At 67.2% G+C, this 18378-nt stretch carries 17 protein-coding genes; 14 read left to right on the top strand and 3 right to left on the bottom strand.

Features of this window, described 5'->3' with window-relative positions; translation table 11 throughout:
• The first annotated feature begins 877 nt into the window (after positions 1-877).
• The 9 genes from HCH03_RS04990 to HCH03_RS04950 all read left to right on the top strand — a co-directional run bounded on the left by HCH03_RS04990 (position 878) and on the right by HCH03_RS04950 (position 9846).
• Positions 878-1129: a beta-ketoacyl synthase gene (locus tag HCH03_RS04990; RefSeq protein ID WP_221688606.1), complete on the top strand. Its 252-nt coding sequence runs from the start codon at positions 878-880 to the stop codon at positions 1127-1129.
• A gap of 262 nt (positions 1130-1391) precedes the next feature.
• Positions 1392-1898: a MarR family winged helix-turn-helix transcriptional regulator gene (locus HCH03_RS04985; RefSeq protein WP_080142837.1), complete on the top strand. Its 507-nt coding sequence runs from the start codon at positions 1392-1394 to the stop codon at positions 1896-1898.
• Positions 1899-2017: 119 nt separating this feature from the next.
• A complete protein-coding gene (locus tag HCH03_RS04980; RefSeq protein ID WP_221688605.1) occupies positions 2018-3202 on the top strand; it encodes an ArsA family ATPase in 1185 nt (394 codons plus the stop codon).
• The gene (locus tag HCH03_RS04975; RefSeq protein WP_221688604.1) at positions 3199-3435 is read left to right on the top strand and encodes a hypothetical protein; all 237 of its coding nucleotides are present in this window, start codon (positions 3199-3201) and stop codon (positions 3433-3435) included. The genes HCH03_RS04980 and HCH03_RS04975 overlap by 4 nt, the downstream gene beginning before the upstream one ends.
• A gap of 12 nt (positions 3436-3447) precedes the next feature.
• Positions 3448-4626: an ArsA family ATPase gene (locus tag HCH03_RS04970; RefSeq protein ID WP_221688603.1), complete on the top strand. Its 1179-nt coding sequence runs from the start codon at positions 3448-3450 to the stop codon at positions 4624-4626.
• 411 nt (positions 4627-5037) lie between these two features.
• Positions 5038-6498: a DUF512 domain-containing protein gene (locus HCH03_RS04965; protein WP_221688602.1), complete on the top strand. Its 1461-nt coding sequence runs from the start codon at positions 5038-5040 to the stop codon at positions 6496-6498.
• A 9-nt stretch (positions 6499-6507) separates the two neighbouring features.
• Entirely contained in the window at positions 6508-7821 is a 1314-nt protein-coding gene (der, locus tag HCH03_RS04960) for a ribosome biogenesis GTPase Der (RefSeq protein ID WP_221688601.1), read from the top strand.
• A gap of 9 nt (positions 7822-7830) precedes the next feature.
• Positions 7831-8511: a glycerol-3-phosphate 1-O-acyltransferase PlsY gene (gene plsY, locus HCH03_RS04955; protein WP_221688600.1), complete on the top strand. Its 681-nt coding sequence runs from the start codon at positions 7831-7833 to the stop codon at positions 8509-8511.
• Positions 8512-8844: 333 nt separating this feature from the next.
• Complete coding sequence (locus tag HCH03_RS04950; RefSeq protein WP_221688599.1) at positions 8845-9846, top strand: NAD(P)H-dependent glycerol-3-phosphate dehydrogenase; 1002 nt, start codon at positions 8845-8847, stop codon at positions 9844-9846.
• 30 nt (positions 9847-9876) lie between these two features.
• Here HCH03_RS04950 and HCH03_RS04945 read toward each other — a convergent pair whose 3' ends face one another.
• A complete protein-coding gene (locus tag HCH03_RS04945) occupies positions 9877-10701 on the bottom strand; it encodes a class I SAM-dependent methyltransferase (protein ID WP_221688598.1) in 825 nt (274 codons plus the stop codon).
• A gap of 328 nt (positions 10702-11029) precedes the next feature.
• Between HCH03_RS04945 and HCH03_RS04940 the strand changes: the two genes are divergently transcribed.
• The 4 genes from HCH03_RS04940 to HCH03_RS04925 all read left to right on the top strand — a co-directional run bounded on the left by HCH03_RS04940 (position 11030) and on the right by HCH03_RS04925 (position 13245).
• Complete coding sequence (locus HCH03_RS04940) at positions 11030-11419, top strand: demethoxyubiquinone hydroxylase family protein (RefSeq protein WP_221688597.1); 390 nt, start codon at positions 11030-11032, stop codon at positions 11417-11419.
• Between the two features lie 295 nt (positions 11420-11714).
• Positions 11715-12155: a DUF3887 domain-containing protein gene (locus HCH03_RS04935; protein WP_185906135.1), complete on the top strand. Its 441-nt coding sequence runs from the start codon at positions 11715-11717 to the stop codon at positions 12153-12155.
• A gap of 28 nt (positions 12156-12183) precedes the next feature.
• Positions 12184-12624 carry a DUF3887 domain-containing protein gene (locus HCH03_RS04930; RefSeq protein ID WP_221688596.1) on the top strand — a complete coding sequence of 147 codons (441 nt, stop codon included), beginning with the start codon at positions 12184-12186 and terminating at the stop codon, positions 12622-12624.
• Positions 12625-12735: 111 nt separating this feature from the next.
• Positions 12736-13245, top strand: a complete 510-nt coding sequence (locus HCH03_RS04925; protein WP_221688595.1) for a helix-turn-helix domain-containing protein — start codon at positions 12736-12738, stop codon at positions 13243-13245.
• Between the two features lie 22 nt (positions 13246-13267).
• On the opposite strand, the gene HCH03_RS04920 is transcribed toward HCH03_RS04925, so the two are convergent.
• Together HCH03_RS04920 and HCH03_RS04915 are read right to left on the bottom strand one after the other, a co-directional pair.
• The gene (locus HCH03_RS04920) at positions 13268-15286 is read right to left on the bottom strand and encodes an NAD(P)H-hydrate epimerase (RefSeq protein ID WP_221688637.1); all 2019 of its coding nucleotides are present in this window, start codon (positions 15284-15286) and stop codon (positions 13268-13270) included.
• 138 nt (positions 15287-15424) lie between these two features.
• Positions 15425-15991, bottom strand: coding sequence for a methylated-DNA--[protein]-cysteine S-methyltransferase (locus tag HCH03_RS04915; RefSeq protein WP_246599696.1), 567 nt, complete (start codon positions 15989-15991; stop codon positions 15425-15427).
• A gap of 1195 nt (positions 15992-17186) precedes the next feature.
• On the opposite strand from HCH03_RS04915, the gene HCH03_RS04910 reads away from it, so the two are divergent.
• Complete coding sequence (locus tag HCH03_RS04910) at positions 17187-18149, top strand: helix-turn-helix transcriptional regulator (RefSeq protein ID WP_221688594.1); 963 nt, start codon at positions 17187-17189, stop codon at positions 18147-18149.
• The last annotated feature ends 229 nt before the right edge of the window (positions 18150-18378 follow it).

The raw sequence follows: 18378 nt of genomic DNA, 5'->3' as shown, positions 1-18378 counted from the left end.
GCGAGCCTCGTCGTTTTCCGGACATCTTGCCGATCCCCGTCCCGGGCGCGCGCGATCGGCTCGCGCCGCTCATCGCTTCGCGATGCCTCCCTGCGCCCGCTCCGCGTGCTCGGGAGTGCAACAGTCCACTGGACTGTTGCATGTTCAAGATGACAACCAGGCCGGGTGCACGTCAATGCGGATTTGAAGCAGAAGCTAGTGTTTCTGCTTCAAAAAGACGTTTGTGCATGATCTTATAGGAGAACAATAGAAGGCATGATCTTCTCATCTGGACTTTTATATAATGATATTTATACTTATATAAAAACCAGTCGAAAAAATCGTTCACAAACGCCTTTTTGTAGCAAGAGCGACTGATTTTTAGAGAATTCTGCGAGCGGTCCGCGCTGTAGCAGAGCCGAGCGGCGACGAATATCTTCGAAAAAACGACCGCGACTCAACGTTTTATCGGCGCTGCCGGAGGGGCGCGGTCCGAGACGGGGCGGGGTGCGGAGCTCGGCGTTGTGCAGCGAGCCGATGGAACGACGCGCCCGTTTCGCCATTTCGCTATTGCTGGGCAGGCGACCTGCTATTTTCCGGACAGGCGACGGGATGGGAGCTTGCGGACGCTTGTTGCGGGCGCTCCCGTTTGATATGATCACCCTCGAGGCGATGGGCGCTTTGGCCGATCACGAACCCGGGTCCCGTCCCTCATGGCTCGGCACTCGACAGGATCCGCCTCTTTGCTTCCGGTTCCGAGCCTTTGGTTCCGTTGCCCATCACGCCACCGAGCTCGGTGGTATTGGTTTGGTCATCGACTCCGTGAAGGGAGTCGGCCGAAGACGCGCTTCGCACGACATGCATGTCGTCAAGCGCCCCCTCGTGGATCGGAGGATCTATGAAAGGCAGCGTCGGCAAAGTCATCGCAGCAACGGCGGCGGCATCATTGGTGTGCGAAGTGCCGCTTCCGGCACTGGCTCAAGAGTGCATCGCCGCAGATCGGGCGGATTCCATGACGCCCGAGGAGATCGCGCTCGAATCCGCTCTTAGAGATCTGCCTCAGACGTTCGTGAACGAAGGCTTTCTGCCCGAAACCGCAGACGCCCATGCGCAGGCGTATCGCCGCCCGGAACGCGAATACCCTCTCTAGCCGTCACATTCGACTTTCGAAACCGTAGGCGTTTGGGTGTGGAGCGGGCCTCTAAATCCCGAGTGCAGGCTCTAGATGGGAATCGAGGATAATCGAGAGAACGTTGTGCGGAAGCCGGGGGCTTCGAGTTGCCCTGTTCGTTCGGGATGGCGGGGAGCGAACGGCAGCCGCCTGTCCCCTGCAAGCGAAATAACGCTGCAGCTACTTGACAGCTCTTTACTTCGGTGGCAGAATTAAAATAGTTCGAGAAAGGAAGTAATTGATGGCGAAGCCCGAAGCTCCGGCTTTCGTTTTCGAGGATATGTTCTGGGAGTTCCTCGACGCCGCGAAGGACCTGCTCGCGGCGGAGCGGTGGCAGGGCGCTCTCATGGACTGCTCTAAAAACGAGCTGCTGGCCCTCGTGCACGTGTATCGCACGGGCGAGAGCACGATGTCGGCCTTGGCCGAGTACGTGGGCGTGCCGCTCAACACGGCCACGGGCATCGCGAACCGGCTTGAGCGCCGAGGCCTTGTGGAACGCTGGCGCAGCGAGCAGGACAAGCGCGTGGTGGAGGTCCGCATCACCGAGCAGGGGAGGACCCAGTTCGCCGATGTCGTGAAGAACGTCGGCGACATGGTGGAGGGCCTGGTGGGGGACCTCGACGCCGACGAGCGACGCGTGCTGCTGGGCATCGTGGGCAAGGCGCCCCGGCTGCTCGCGAACGCGGCGGCGCCCGAGCGGAACGAGGGCCGGCGGAAGGCGGGCATGCGCCGCATCGCCGTCGAATGAGCGCAGCGGCCTTGGGGGCCGAAAGAAAAGGCGTTGCCGGAACGCGGCCGCAGGGCCGCGTTCTTCTCACCAATAGTTCGAAAGAAGAACAATTCGAGACAAGAAGTAAAGGAGCGGAGATGACGCGCATACGGGTGTTCACGGGCAAGGGAGGCGTCGGCAAGACGAGCGTCGCGGCGGCCTGCGCCTGGAGGTTGGCGGAAGGCGGCGAGCGCACGATCCTCGCGAGCACCGACGCCGCGCACAGCATCGGCGACGTGCTCGACCGGCGCATCGGCCCCGACGTCGTGCGGGTGGCGGACAACCTGCACGCCGTGGAGCTCGACGCCGACCGCATCATGGAGAGGGAGTACGGAGGCCTGGTGCGCAGCGCGACGGCCATGATGGGCGGCATGGCGATGGGGAGCGACGCTTCGGGCGAAGGCGACGCGCCGCTTTCGATGCCGGGCTTCGACGGCCTGTTCTCGCTGCTCAAGCTGCTCGACTTCGCCGAGAGCGGCGACTACGACTCCGTCGTGGTGGACTGCGCGCCCACGGGCGAGACGCTCGCATTGCTCAAATTCCCCGAGCTTTTGGGCTGGTACGTGGAAAAGTGGCTGCCGCTGGGCAAGGCGGCCATGCGGGTGCTCTCGCCGGTGTCGAAGAAGGTGCTCAAGGTGGAGCTGCCCGACAAGCACGCGATGTCGGACGTCGAGCGCCTGTATGCGCGCCTCATCGACCTGCAGGAGCTGCTGAAGGACGGCGAGCGCACCACGGTGCGCATCGCCACGCTGCCGGAGAAGATGGTGGTGGAGGAGACGAAGCGCAACTACCTCTACCTCAACCTGTTCGGTTACCGCGTGGACGGCGTCGTCGTGAACCGCGTCCTGCCGAGCGAGGCGGCGCACGGCTTCTTCGCCGAATGGGCCGACGTCCAGCATCGCTGCATGGGCGAGCTCGAGGACGTGTTCGCCGACGTGCCGATGGCGCGCGTTCCCTGGTACGGCACCGACGTCTGCGGCGTCGAGGGCGTGCGACGTCTGGCGGACGCGCTGCCGGACGAGAAGGCGTTCGACGCCGCGCCGCGCGTCGAGCATGAGCGTTACACGAAAACGGAGGACGGCTGGAGGCTCGAATTGTTCCTGCCGCTCGCGCAGAAGGGGGCCTTGGAGCTGTTCCGCACGGGAGCCGATCTCGTGGTGCGCATAGGGGGGTTCGCCCGCTGCATCCCTTTGCCGAACGTGCTGGCCGGTCTGGAGGTGGGTCGGGCGAGGCTCGAAGACAGGCTGCTCGCCGTCGACTTCGAAAAGGAGGCTTCCGAATGAACGCTGAATTCATCCAGACGATGTTGCAGCGCCTCGAGGCGCAAGCGTTTGCGCTGCTCGTGCCAGTCGGCGCCCGGCAGGTCGTCGCAGGGGCCGTGCGCGCCTGCTCGGCGGCCGCGCTCGACGTGCTCGAGGAACCGCCGACGGCAACGGGCGAGGCAGGGGCCGGGAAGGCCCCCGTCGCGTCGCGGCCGGCGAAACGGTCGGGCATGCGTCCCATCGTCATCGAGTAGAAGGAGCTGGCAATGAGGGTTGTTCTCTACACGGGCAAGGGCGGCGTGGGCAAGACCTGCGTCGCCGCCGCCACGGCGCTCCGTTTGGCGGAGCAGGGCAGGCGCGTGCTTGTTGCGAGCACCGACGCCGCGCACAGCTTGGGCGACGCCTTCGACCGGGACATCGGCAGCGAGGCGCAGAAGGTCGCCGACAACCTGTGGGCGCTCGAGATCGACCCGGTGGTGGCCGGCCGGGCCGCGTGGGGCGGCCTGCAAGACTACCTGCGCACGCTCATGACGAGCCACGCCGAAAGCGGCATCGAGGCCGACGAGCTGCTGGTGTTTCCCGGCCTCGAGGAGCTGTTCGCGTTGCTGGCCCTGCTCGACATCGAGGAGGGCGGCGCCTACGACGTGCTCGTGGTGGACTGCGCTCCCACGGGCGAGACGCTCTCGCTGCTCAAGTATCCCGAGCGCTTCGGCGACTTCATCGAGCGCGCGCTGCCGTTCAAGCGCAAGGCCCTCAAGGTGGGCCGCCCCGTCATCGAGGGCGTCATGAGGATACCCCTGCCGCAAGACGCCCTGTTCGACGAGCTTTCGGGTTTGGTCGACCGCCTTGAGCGCCTGCGCGCCCTGCTCACGGACACCGAGCGCGTCAGCCTGCGCATCGTCACCACGGCGGAGCGCATCGTGGTGAAGGAGGCGAAGCGGGCCTACGCGTGGCTCGGCCTCTACGGCTACCATGTGGACGCGGTGATCGTGAACCGCCTGTATCCGGAAGACGCGCTGGCGGGGTACTTCGACCGTTGGACCGAGCTGCAGCGCACGTCGCTTTCCGAGATAGGCGACGCGTTCGCGGACACGGCCGTCCTGCGCCTCATGCTGCGCCAGGGCGAGCTGCACGGCGAGCCCGCCCTGCGCGAGGCCGCGGCGGAGCTGTACGTCGACGTCGACCCGGAGGCCGTGCTCTCGCCCGCAGGCGGGCTGGGGCTGCGCGCGTCGGCCGACGGCTGCGAGCTCTCGCTCGTCGCGCCGTTCTTCGACAAGCGAGACCTCGACCTGCGCCAGGACGGCGACGACCTCGTCGTGTCGCTTGCGAACCAGACCCGCCGCCTCCCGCTGCCCGAGCACCTGCGCGGCCGCGACGTGGTCGGCGCCCGCTACGAGGACGGCACGCTGGTGGTGACGTTCGAACCAGAACCGAGCGCGCGGTAGGGTTCGGGCGGCTTCGCGGTTTGCTTTCGGAAAACACCGTGCGGCATTCTGCGCTGTGCCTCGAGGACATGCTTCCTGCCGCGAATCCGGATTCGCATGCTCGAAAATCACCGCTGTGAAGCCCTTTGAGCGGGTTTGAGCGCCCTGTCGGAACGCGGCCCTCGGTTTCTGAAAGCGCTTGCTGTGTTCACCAGGGGTTTCCTTGGCGCTGAAAGAAAGGATTCGGGCGGCCCTAGTGAAAATCGCTTCACAGCGGTGATTTTCGTGATATGGGAGACCGTGATCGAGAATGAAGGCCTTCCGCGTTCCCCTTGAGTCAATCGCTCGATAGGCACGCTCGTGATACACTGAGTCGTCTGATCGGAGCTATGCGGCGCACGACGCCGCGCACGGCGAGCTTGGGAGGAATGCGTGGGCATCTACCCACCGGAAGACATAGACCGCGAGGCGGCGGCGAAGCAGCGGGGCGGATGCGCCCGCGGCGAGGCGCCGCGGGCTCTCGTGCGCGCCGTCGCGCCCGAGAGCCCGGCCGACGATGCGGGGTTCGAGCCCGGCTGCTACGTCACGACGGTGGACGGGCGTCCGGTGCGCGACGTCATCGACTGGCGCTGGCTTGCGGCCGACGACGTCATGGAGCTCGGCTACGTCGACCTCGACGGCGACGAGGGCGTCGTGGAACTCGAGCGCGAGCCGGGCGAGGACTGGGGCTTCGAGTTCGAGGGCGTGGTGTTCGACGGGGTGAGGCAGTGCCGCAACGCCTGCACGTTCTGCTTCATGCGCCAGCTGCCCGACGACATGCGCTCCTCGCTCACCTTGCGCGACGACGATTTCCGCCTGAGCTTTCTCGCGGGCACCTTCGTCACGTTCACCAACCTGAAGCCCGAAGACGAGCGGCGCATCGTCGAGCAGCGCATCTCGCCCTTGCGCCTGTCGCTGCACGCGGCCGACCCGGAGGTGCGCCGCCGCATGATCGGCCGCCATGCGCAGCACGGCATCGACGTGCTGGAGCGGCTGCTGGCGGCCGGCATCGAGTTCCACGCGCAGATCGTGCTCGTGCCCGACCAGAACGACGGCGACGTGCTGGAAGACACGCTGGCCTGGGCCTACGCGCGCCCCGGCATCTTGGACGTGTGCATCGTGCCGCTGGGGTTCACGAAGCACCAGAGCGCGTTCGACCGCAGCTTCAACAACCCCGAGGCCTCGCGCGCCGTCATGGACCTCGTTGTGCCGTTCCAGCGCCGCGCGCTGGCCGAGCGCGGGAGCATGTGGGCCTTCCCGGCCGACGAGTTCTACCACAACGCCTACGGGCCCGCGCTGCTGGAGAACCTGCCGCCGGCGGAGCATTACGGCGACTTCGGCATGTTCGAGGACGGCGTGGGCATCATCCGCTCGTTCGTGGACGACTGGCGTGCGGCCGAGCGCGCGGGCCTCGTCGAGCGGTGCGCCGCGGCCCTGCGCGCGGCCGACAGGCGAGCGTACTACGTGGCCGGCTGCGCCACGCGCCACTTCCTGGGCCCGCTCATCGAGAACGGCCCGCTGAACGGGCTGCTGGTGCCGCTGTTCGTGGAGAACGACTTCTTCGGCGGCAACGTGGACGTGACGGGCCTTCTGTGCGGCTGCGACATGGCCGACGCGGTGCGGGAGCTGCGTCGTCCTGATCGGATCGCGACGGACGGCGGTGACCTCTTCCTCATCCCGTGCGTCGTGTTCAACGACAACGCGGTAACGCTCGATGACATGAGTTTGGAGGATATGGAAAAGCGGGCGGGGGCGCGCATGTCCGTGGTATCCTGTAACGCGTCTGATTATCTCCCGGAGATCATCGACCTGGTCGGGCGCAGCGGCCCGACCCCTGACCAAACCAACCAGTGAGGTGCCATCATGCCCCTGCCACTCGTCGCGGTGGTCGGACGGCCGAACGTCGGCAAGTCCACCTTCGTGAACCGCATAGCACAGGCCGACGAGGCCATCGTCCACGAGATGCGCGGCGTCACGCGCGACCGCTCGTACCACGAAGCCGACTGGAACGGCGTCGAGTTCAAGCTCGTCGACACCGGCGGCATCGAGATGGGCGACGACGACGCCTTCCAAGGCTCCATCCGCGCGCAGGCCATCGCCGGCGCGAACGAGGCCGACGTCGTCGTCTTCTTGGTTGATGGCAAGACGGGCATCAACGCCGACGACGAGGCCGTGGCCCGCATCCTGCGCAAGACGAACAAGCCGGTGTTCTTGGTGGTGAACAAGATGGACACCCCGAACCGTACCGACGAGCTGTGGGAGTTCTACCAGCTGGGCCTGGGCGATCCGTGGCCCGTCTCGTCGCTGCACGGCCACGGCACGGGCGATTTGCTCGATGCGGTGGTGAACGAGCTGCGCACGGTCGAACTGCCCGAGGAAGACGACGAGCCCTCCATCAACGTGGCCATCATCGGCCGCCCGAACGCGGGCAAGTCGTCGCTCACGAACAAGATGACGAACAACGACCGCTCCATCGTGTCCGACGTGGCCGGCACCACGCGCGACGCCATCGACACCACCGTGGAGCACGACGGCACCCGCTACACCATCGTGGACACGGCGGGCCTGCGCCGCAAGAGCCAGATCGACCAGGACGTGGAGTACTACGGCTTCGTGCGCGCCATGCGCGCCATCGACCGCGCCGACGTGGCGCTGCTCGTCATCGACTCCACGCTCGGGCTCACCGACCAGGACCAGCGCGTGGCCGGCTACGCCGCCGAGCGCGGCTGCGCCATGGTCATCGTGCTGAACAAGTGGGACCTCGTGGAGGGCCCCGAGGCCAAGGCCGACATCCGCGAGCGCATCGCCGACCGCATGACGTTCGTGGGATACGCGCCGGTCATCGCCATCTCGGCGCTCACCGGCAAGAAGGTGGACCGCATCTGGGAGGCCATCGACAAGGCGTACGAGAACTTCAGCCAGACCATCCCCACGAACAAGCTGAACACGTGGCTTTCGGGTATCCGCGAGTCGGGCCACACGGTGAGCAACGGCAAGGCCGTGCTGCGCATGAAGTACGTCACGCAGACGGGCACGAAGCCGCCGTACTTCACGTTCTTCGTGAACCGCCCCGACGTGGTGACAGACAACTACGAGCGCTTTTTGGAGAACCGTCTGCGCGAGGCGTTCGATCTCGAGGGCACGCCGGTGAAGCTGAAGTTCAAGAAGAAAGACTAGGGAGAGGCGATGCAAGATCTGCTGGTTGCCGCCGGGCTGTTCGCGGCGGCGTTCCTCCTGGGCTCCGTGCCGTGGGGCCTCATCATCTCGAAGGTGTTCTACCACACCGACATCCGCGAGCACGGCTCGGGTAACATCGGCACCACGAACGCCATCCGCACGATGGGCAAGGTGGGCGGCTACGCCGTGTTCGTGCTCGACTTCGGCAAAGGCCTGCTGTCGGGTTTCCTCGCGTGGGTGTTCGCGTGGAACTTCCTGCCGGGCGGCGGGTTCGCGCCCGGCGCGCTCGTCAACTACGACACCATGCTCGCCGCCGCGTTCCTCGGCTGCGTGTGGGGGCACATCTTCAGCCCGTGGCTGAAGTTCAAGGGCGGCAAGGGCATCGCCGTGGCCGTGGGCTGCCTGTTCGTGACGTTCGGCTGGGTGGGCGCCTGCTTGGAGCTGCTCATATTCATCGTGCTCGTGGTCGCCACGAAGCGCGTGTCCATCGGCTCGATCGCCGCGGCGGTGGCGTGCCCGTTCTTCGCGGCCTACTACTTCCTCATCGTCACGTTCGCGCCGCTCGCCTGGCTGTTCTGCACGATCGCGGGCCTGACTGTGGTGTGGGCGCACCGCGAGAACATCAAGCGCCTGCGCGCCGGCACCGAGAACAGGATAGGCGACAAGAAGAAGAAAGAGCACGCTGGTTGACGCCCCGCCCGCCGGGATGGTGCGGGCAGGGGGTTTCGTAGGGGCGATCTCCTGATCGCCCGTTCCGGCGAAGCCGGAAAAGCAGCCGGGGCTCGCGTTCTCGCGCTGTGCGCGAGCGGGCGATCAGGAGATCGCCCCTACGGAGGCTGCCTTCGTTGCGACGGTGTTGGCGGGTGAGGAATTTCGTTTGCGTTGCGGTGACGTGCGGTGGGCGAAGGCCTCGCCCGCGATGCGGCGATGCAGGGCGGGTTCTTTCGGGTACCGCCACGACGTGGCGGAGCAAGGGTTTCGCACGTGCCCTGCGGGGCGATCGACGAGAAGGGACGTGGCGTTTTGAAGGTAGCGGTCATCGGAGCGGGATCGTGGGGCACCGCGCTTGCGCAGGTGCTCGCCGGCAACGGGCACGACGTGGGATTGTGGGCGCGCAAGCCGGAGGTGGCGGCCGCGATCAACGCCGAGCACCGCAACCCGCGCTATCTGAGCGACGTCGCGCTGTCCGAGGGCATCGCGGCCGCCTCGTCGTACGAGGACGTTTTGCGAGGCGCCCAGGCCGCCGTCATCGTCACCCCGTCGTCCGTCATGCGCGAGGTCGCCGCCACGCTGGCCGACGCGGTGGACGCGGACTTCCCGGTGATCGTCTGCTCGAAGGGCGTGGAGGAGGGAAGCGGCCTTCTGCCCGTGGAGGTGTTCGAGGCCGAGATGGGCAACGCCGCGCGCCTGGCCGTGCTGTCGGGGCCGAACTTCGCCTCCGAGGTGATCCGGGGCATCCCCACGGGCACCGTGGTGGCCAGCCCCGACGAGGGCACCGCGACGTTCTTCCAAGAGCTCTTCGCCACCGCGGCCTTCCGCACCTACGCGAGCGACGACGTGATCGGCGTGGAGCTGTGCGCGGCCTTCAAGAACGTCATCGCTATCGCGGTGGGCGTGTCCTACGGCATCGGGTACGGCGACAACACGGCGGCCATGCTCATGACGCGCGGCTTGGCCGAGATGAGCCGCCTCGTGGTGCGCTGCGGCGGTCAGGCCCTCACCTGCATGGGGTTGGCCGGCACGGGCGACCTCGTGGCCACCTGCACCTCCGAGCATTCGCGCAACCGGCGCTTCGGCAAGATGATCGCCGAGGGCGGCACGCTCGACGAGTTCGTCGAGCGGACGCACATGGTGGTGGAGGGGGCGCTCGCCTGCAGGACGCTCGAGACGCTCGCCGACGCCTACGGCGTGGAGCTGCCCATCACCGACGTGGTGCGCAGCGTGGTGTGGGAGGGCGCCGACCCGCGCGACGTGGCCAAGACGCTCACGAGCAGGCCCTTGACCACGGAGTTCTACGGGCTGTAGCGTTCTGCGCGCCTGCTCGGTCGCGGCCCGCTACGATCCCAGCACGCTCAGCTGGTCCATGCCGCCGGCGCCGCGGACGGAGCGCACCTTGCGGGCGGTGAAGCGCAGGCGGCGGTAGTCGGCGACCCAGCAGGCGGCCTCGGCGTCCCACAGGTCGGGCTCGCAGGCCTGCTCGAAATCGTCCAAGATGGCCGCGCGCTCGGCGTCGCGGTACAGGGCCAGGCTCTTCGCGAAGAACTGCTCCGCGAAGCGGCGCAAGCCGGCGCGCCCGCCCGCGAGCGGGGTGGGGCGGTCGAAGGCCTCCATCCGCTCGACTTCGAACCCGGCGATGCCCAACAGGCGGCGGTACGCCGGCTCCTTCGGGAAGCAGAAGCGTCCCGCGTAGTCGCCGCTGTGCTTGCGCAGCGCCTGCGCGTAGCCTTCCTCGATACGGGCGATGTTGCCGTGCGCGCCCATCTCCGCCACGAGCAGGCCGCCGTCGGCGAGCGCTCCGGCCACGCTCTTGAGCAGGGCGACCTGGTCGGGCACCCAGTGGAACACGGCGTTCGAGAACGCCACGTCGAACGCGCCCTCGAACGGCAGCGCGCAGGCGTCGGCCTCGACGAGCCGGGCGTCCGGGTGCGCGCGGCGGGCCTTCTCCAGCATGGCTGCCGAGGAGTCGGCTCCCGTGACGGCGCCTATCTCGCCGAGCGCGTCCAGATGCGCCCCCGTGCCGCAGCCCACGTCGAGGATGCGCAGCGGCTCGGCCCCCTCGCCGCGCGCGGCGGCCTCTTCGCGCACCAGCTGCACCAGCTCCTCGCCGTACGCTCCCACGTAGCCGTGCTGCCCGTCGTAGAGCTCCGCGTCCCATTCCATTGCCGTCCAACCCCTCTCGTCGCAGCTTCCCGTCTCCGCACCAGTATAGCGCAGGCGCCGGCTTCGGTCGCCGCCGCCGCGCTCCCCGACCTTCGCCCCGACCGCTTGCCGGCGGAGCCTTTTCGCCGGCAAGCGGGTGGCGCTGCCGACTCGCGCTGAAAGAAAGGCCTGCTCTCCAACGCCCCGGTGACAACGCGATGACCGGGGCCTTACCGAAACGGGAATCGCATTGCGCCGCGTCGCCGGGTGGCTTAAGGTACATCTCGTCCCGAAACGACGACCCCCTCCGCCCCGGATGCCGGCGGACCGCAACAGGAAGGAGCGCGCCATGCCCGAGCTAGCGAACCCGTTCGTCGCGAACGTTCCGCGCACGATGACGAAGCAGGAACTCGTGCAGGCCGTGCGCGTCGAGCTGACCGGCGAGCTGGAGGCCCAGATGCTCTACGAGGCGCATGCTGCGGCCACCGACGACGAAGTGGCGCGCAAGGTGTTCCTCGACATCGCCGACGAGGAGAAGGAGCACATGGGCGAGCTGCTCGCGCTGCTCCAGTACCTCGACCCGGCCGAGGCCGGGCACCTGGCGGAAGGCGTGGGCGAAGTCGAGGGCATGATGACCGAACTCGGCATCGACAAGCGCGTGGCCGACGACCTCATGGGGTCGTCCATCCGCAACGACACCGGCACCCAAGAGGAGCTGGAGTCGGGAAGGAACGGCTGACACCCTCCAACCTATTCGAGTGACCCGTCGTCTCGTCTCTCGTGTGAACCCCCCCCTCTCTCTCAAACCTTTCGACGGGCACGTGAGCATGCGCACCTTCCCCTTCTCCTCAGTGCGCACTGCATGGCCCCCCTTCGGACCCCCCATCCGAAGGGGGGCTCTTTTTGCGCGCCGCCCACCCCCGTGCGTCGCCGGAAGGCGTTTCTGATATCCTGTGCGAAGAGATCGGATGGAGAACGCGCACGGCGGGGGCGCGGTCGGCGAATCCGACAGGGCTCGGAGGAAGAGGGTGCTCATGAGGAAAAGGCTTTTGCTCGTCGCCATGCTGGCCGCGGCGGTGCTGGCGCTTTGCTTGGCAGGTTGCAGCTCGGGGGGTGCGGCGGATCGGGAGGCTCCGAAGGACGTCGAGGGCCTGCCCGCCTGGGCCGACGAGGCCGCCGTCACCGCGCAGGCGCGCGATGCGATCGACCTGTTCGTCGCGGGCGATTACGAGGGTTTGGCGGCGTTGTTCGGCGATCCCGTGCCGGCTGCCTCCGATTTCGAGAAAGCTGCTCGTGCGGCCCAGGATATCGGCGCGTTCGAGTCGTACGGCGACGTGTCCTTCGCGCACTACGACGGGGGAGCGAGCGGCGTGGCGGCCATCGTGGTTCAGTTGGCGCATTGCGAGAACGACGACCTGGTCTACTCCGTCGGCATCGCCGAGGACGGCAAGCTCGTCGGGTTCCGTATCAGCTAATGGTTCCGGTCAGAGAAGGAGCGGTTTCATGAGGAAGAGGATGCTTGCGGCGGTTGTGCTGGTGGCGGCGCTGGCGATGCTGGGCTTGGCGGGCTGCGGGTCGAGCTCGTCGGACGAGAATTTCCAGGAGGGCTTGCCCGCCTGGGCCGACGAGGCCGCCATCACCGAGCAGGCGCGCGAGATCGTCGACCTGGTGAACGCGCGCGATTTCGGCGAGGTGGCCGCTCGCTGGGACGAAGAGAACGTGAGCGCCGAGAAGCTGGAGCAGAGCCTGGGCGCCGCGCTCGACCAATTCGGCGCGTTCGAGGGCTTCGCGGACGCGAAGTACGGCCAGAGCGAGCCCGACGGGCGCTCGGCCGCCACCGTCATCCAGCGCGTGGACTACGAGAAGCAGAAAGCCCAGTTCAATGTAAGCTTCTACGAGGACGGCTCCCTTGCCGGCCTGTACGTGTACCGGCTGCAAGACTAAATGCTCCCGGTTCGCCACGACTGAACGTCCGGATGTTACTACGCGTTGCTTGCGGCAACGGGCAATTTCCTGCACCATGGCGGCAACGACCGAAGGAGGGAGCTTGCCCTGATGCTCAGCGAGAACATTAAAGCGATCAGAAAATCGAAAGGCCTTTCGCAAGAGGAGCTTGCCGTCAAGCTGAACGTGGTGCGGCAGACGGTCTCCAAATGGGAGCAGGGTTTGTCGGTTCCCGATTCCGACCTGCTGATCTCCCTATCGGAGGCGCTTGGAACACCCGCGAGCGCGCTGCTGGGAGAAACCGCAGCGCCCACGAAAGCCGACGACGTAAAAGCGATTGCCGAGAAACTGGAGACGGTGAGCTTGCAGCTTGCGCGAAGGAGGCTTGCGATGCGAAAGGCGCTTCGCTGGCTGCTGATCGCGTCGTGCGCGCTCGTCGTGGCGATGTTCGCGATCTTGGTTGTGTTGAACAGCCCTTACTTGGGTTGGAACTACCACGATCCTGAAACCGCCGTGGCGGGAGCGGCCTTCCACGCGTTCGAATGGCTGTTCGTGAGGTCGGCGCCGATCGCCCTCGCGGGGGCGATCGTTGGGATTATCCTGACGCGAAAAAGGGCATGAGGCCGTTCCGGGTCGTTCGCTTCTAGGACGCCTCGCCCTCGTGCAGCTCGCCGCGCAGCGCGGGAACGTCGACGCCGAGCTTCGCCAGCTTCACGGCGCCCGTCCAGCGTGCCGCCGCGGGAACCGTCAGTCCGGGCTTGAACGCCAGCATGGTCACGGTCATGTCCGCCGCGAACGTCGGCCGGGCCGCGACGCCGTCTTGGGCCGCAAGGCCGCTCGGCACGTCCACGGACACGGCGAAGGGGGCGCTTTTGACCTTCGGGGGCAGCGCGCGGCGTCCGCGCTCGTGCTCGCCGCGCTCGTGCGTGCGCTTGCGGTGCCGCCCGCGGCCCTTGCCCCGGGCTCCTTCGAAGCGGCGGCGGTTGGCGGCGCGGATCCAGCTCGCGTACGGCTCGCGCACCTCGTCGCCGGAAAAGCCGGTGCCTAGAAGCGCGTCCACCACGGCCTCCGCCTTGTCCACGGCGTCGGCGAGCACGTCGGCGTCGGGCGCGATGAGCACGGAGAGGGGCAGGTTCCGCACCGATGCGTCGGAGAACGCCTCCATCGCCGTGGAACGCGCCGGCTCGGCATGCAGCCGCTCGGCCAGATCGGGCGCCACGAGCGTGACGGGATAGCCCGCCTCGGCCAGCTTTCGCGCCACGACCCACCCGTCGCCTCCGTTGTTGCCCGATCCGGCGAGCACCACCACGGGCGCCGGATCGGGCACCCAGGCGCGCACCTCGTCGGCCACGGCCCCGCCCGCGCGCTCCATGAGCTCCGCAAGCGGCGTGCCGTCCTCGGCGATCCTGCGCTCGAGCGCGGCCACCTCTGCTACGTCGAGCACCGCCCGCCGCTCGCGCACCAGCCGGGCGCCCGCCTCCGTCATCACGCGGGTGTTCGACATCAGGCCGTTGAGCATGACGAACGGCTTCTTCTTCACGGCCGACCGCACGCCCCGCACGACGAGCGTGACGGCCCACGTCGCCATGAACGCGAGCCATGCCCAGATGATGCCCGCCTGGTGCTGCGCGGCGATGGCCGCGAGCGCGTTCGTCTCGCCCGCCTGGGAGGGGTCGAGGTCGACCACGCCCAACAGCAACGCGAACGGCGCCCAGGCCAGCAGGAACAACAGGCCGTAGCGGGCGGCTATCTGGTACCAGCGCGCGGGCGAGGCGTCCGGCCGCACGATGCGCAGCTTCAGCAGCCTCTGCCCGAGCGTCCGCCCGTGCGAGAGCGCGGGGATCACCGCGAAGAACACCGCGAGCGCGGCGAACTCCACCGCCTGCACCGCCAAGCCCCAGCCCGCGCCCGCGCTTTCGACGGCCGCCTGCGCGCCCAAGGCCTCCGCCACGTCGACCACAACGCCGGCCGCGATCTGCGCCGCGGCCAGGTCTATGAAGAACGACAGGCCGCGCCGGGTCGCGCTCGCGCGCACGCCGTCCTCGCGGGCCTCTTCGTTCACCAGGCGCATGTCGGGAAGCACGCGCAGGGCCGGCCCCATCATCCAGAAGCCCACCATGGCGCCCAGCGTGTTCAGCATGAGGTCGTCCACGTCGAACAGGCGGTACGGATGCTCGTAGACGCCCCAGAGGCCCGTGAGCTGCGACGTCTCGAAGAACAGCGTGACGCAGAACCCGATGATCAGCGTCTGCCACCAGGTGCGCCTGAAGTAGTAGCGCAGGTACATGCCGAGCGGCACCAGCAAGAGCACGTTGAAGAGGGCCTCGTAGACGTTCGGGTCGCGCACAAGGCCCGGCCAGGTGGACGGGTTGCCGAGCGACGCCGTCGTGTTGCCCAGGAACAGCTTCACGAAGTTGAACGGGACGAGCTGCGGGTGCGCCGCGTAGGGCACGACGGCCGTGCGATCTTCCGGCAACGGCAGGATGACCATGAAGTAGGCCACCAGCATGTAGAACACAAACGAGTAGACGATGAGCGTGCGCAACCAGGGGATGGAGCCGACCTTGCGGTATTGGTAGACCATGTAGGGTAGGGTGATGACGGCGGCGATCAGCGGGAACAGCAAAAGCCCGGTCACGATGTTCGAAGCGTACCCGCTCATGTTACCCACAGTGCCCGACCTTTCCTCGATTCCGTCATGGCGCGCCGCGCCGCGCCGCGCTGACGATTATAAGCGATGCGCGCCCGCGTGCGGCGCGCGGTTCGGCCTGCACTAAAGGTTCCGTTGAAGCGCGCTCGCTCAGCTTCGCCCTTCCGCGGCGCGGCGCTCCATGTCCAGCAGAAACGCCTTGGCCTTCGCGTCGTTGCCGCTTCCCGCAGGCGACCCGTTGGCCCCGACGATGCGGTGGCAGGGGATGAGGATGGGCAGGGGGTTCTTGTTGCTGGCGGCTCCGACGGCCCGGCACGACCGGGGGCTGCCGATGGCCGCCGCCACGTCGCTGTACGTGCGCGTCTCGCCGTAGGGCACGTCGGCGACGGCCTTCCACACGCGCTTCTGGAAATCCGTTCCGGCGGGGGCGAGCGGAAGGTCGAAGGCGCGGCGCTTGCCGGCGAAGTACTCCTGCAGCTGGTTCGCGGCGCGGTTCGTGAGCTCGGTGGCGCGCGCCGCTCCCGGCAGCGTCTGCTCCCCGAAGGCCAGTGCGGTGACGGCCTGTCCGTCCGAGGCGATGGTCACGCGCCCGAGCGGGGTGCGATAGGCGAAGTGCGTGGGAGTCGAGCCGGGCACGGTGCACCTTCTCTCGGTCGAGGACAGTGCCATTATAATGCGTCCGCTGCGCTCGCGGGCACCCTCCGCCCCTATCTGCATCAAGGCGTCACCTTTGGGCGGGCGGCGGTCGCGCGCACCCGGTGACCGGGCGGCTGCCCCCTGCAACGTTCCGCAGGGGCGATCTCGGGATCGCCCGTCTCGTCGCAGCCGGAAAAGCGGCCGATGGGGCTGTATCGAAAGTCGTCAAAATGCGCGTTTCTCGTAGTCGCCCCGTAGGGCAAGGGCTCTGCCCTTGCCGCCTACCCGCGGAAACGTGCCTTGTCGAGCGGCAAGGGCCGAGCCCTTGCCCTACACGACGAGCGAAAACGGCGCTTTTTATACAGCCCCATGCGCTCGCTTGGGCGCAGAGCCGGGAAGGCCGCATGGAAAGCCCTTTGCAATCGAATGCTCATGCGAGAACCGCCGCTTAACTAGGATCGGTGCGAGTCCGCCCAAAGCCGTGCGACGCTAGACCGCTATCAGCCGCTGTTGCAAGGGGCCGCGTCCGTCGACGGCGGTTTGATGCGGCGGATCGTTCCCGAAACGCACGGAAATCACCGCTGTGAAGCCCGTTTCCCGGGCAGCCGGCAAGCGCCCGTTTCGCGAGCTGGGGAAACAGGCGTGGCGTGCAGGACAGGGATGGACGAGGTCCCTTCGAGGGCGCCCCGGGGCCGCCGAATCGCTTCACAGCGGTGATTTCCGTGCGTTTCGGACGCCTGTTTCTGCCGCAAACCCGCCTTGGCATGCGTTCGCAGCCCACTTTGACAACCCGCTCGTCGGCGCGGTCGGAAAGGGAGCGTTGTTCCCCGGCTTGACGGCGGAGCGCGAGGAAGAGGGACCGGCGTCGCTTAAGGGGCGGTGGCTTTTTTGAGCGGCATAGCCGGAAAGCACTACCAACCTGCGTTTTCGCGCTGTGCGCGAACGGGCGCTCTGGAGAGCGCCCCTACGGCAGCTGTCGCTACATAGTCGCTGACGACCGAGAGCGACCGAGGACGACCGCATGTTTCCATCGGGCATCCAAAGACGCCCCACCTTCCCGGCCTTCGGGAACAATTCGTCTTCCTGCGATATACTGTGGCTCTGACCTGCGATTCGATACCGGAGGTTGCCGCGAGCCGCTCGAAAAAGAAACCGCAAGTTGGTTGCGCGGAGGCCGGCGCGCCCGCAGTATGGGGGCATCGGCGGTACGCTGGGCGAACGGAACCGGCGCACCGACCGTTCGAGCAACCGATCACGACGACCGAAGGACGAACGTATGAGCTTTCGCGACAACCTGCAGCACCTGCGCTCAACGCGCAACATGACGCAAGAGCAGCTGGCCATGCTGCTGGGAGTGAGCCGCCAGTCGGTTTCCAAGTGGGAGGCGGAGCGCGCCTATCCGGAGATGGACAAGCTGCTGCGCCTGTGCGATATGTTCGACTGCACGCTCGACGAGCTGGTGTGCGGAGACATGACCGACCGTGCGGCCGACGGGGCCGCGCGCATGCCGGATGCGTTGGCTCCGCAGGACGTGTGCGGCTACGACGAGGCCATGCGCTCTTTCGCGGGGAAAGCCTCCCTCGGGATGTTCGCGGTTTTGGCGGGGGCCGCGTTGGCGCTGCTGTTGTCGGACCCCTTCCTGGTGCACGAGGCCGCTTTGCGCACCTACATGGTCGCTTTGGTGTTCGTGGGCGTGGCGGTGGGGGCGGCCATCGTCGTTCCCGCGTTGTTCGAGCGCCGCGCGTTCCGCAAGGCCCATCCGTTCGTGGAGGATTTCTACACGCCCGAGCAGAAAAGCCAGGCCCGCACGACCATGGTGACGGGGCTCGTCGCGGGCGTCTGCCTTCTCATGGCCGCGCTCGTTGCGGCTATCGTGCTGCAGGGCGACGTCTGGCTTGCGAGCGCGCTCTACTTCGCGCTGCTCGCGATCGGCGCCCCCCTGGTCGTCCGTGGATGCCTGCTATCGTCGCGCTGCGACGTGGAGCGGTACAACTTGAAATCGCTCGGCCGCATGGACGAGGCGCAGATCGAGGCCTTGGATGACGAAGGGCTTGCGGTGCGCGCCCGTCGTGCCAAGCGCGACCGCAGCGTGTACACGGCCGTCATGTGCGCGGCGACGGCGGTGGGTCTGGTGATGCTGTTCACGCCCGCGAGCAGGTGGTTCTTTCTCGCATGGCCCGTCGGCGGCCTCGCCTGCGCCGCGTACAAGGCGCTTCGCACGGCGCGGAGCGACGACTAGCGGGGCGTTCTCTCGCCGATGAAACGAAGGCCCCTTCTCCCTGTCATCCTGAGCGACCGAAGGGAGTCGAAGGATCCCGCGCGGCGATAGCGGAAAAACGCCACGGCTGACGCCGCACGGGATCCTTCGACTACAGCGGCTTCGCCGCTTCCGCTCAGGATGACAATGGGTCGGGCGGCAGGGCAGGGCTTCTTTTGATGATGCCGCCTATCGTTAAAAGGCGCTTCTA

The sequence above is a fragment of the Gordonibacter massiliensis (ex Traore et al. 2017) genome (genome assembly GCF_019731765.1).
Taxonomy (GTDB): domain Bacteria; phylum Actinomycetota; class Coriobacteriia; order Coriobacteriales; family Eggerthellaceae; genus Gordonibacter; species Gordonibacter massiliensis.
Note: the sequence above shows the minus strand (reverse complement) of the source record. Positions and strands in the feature narration are given on the sequence as shown.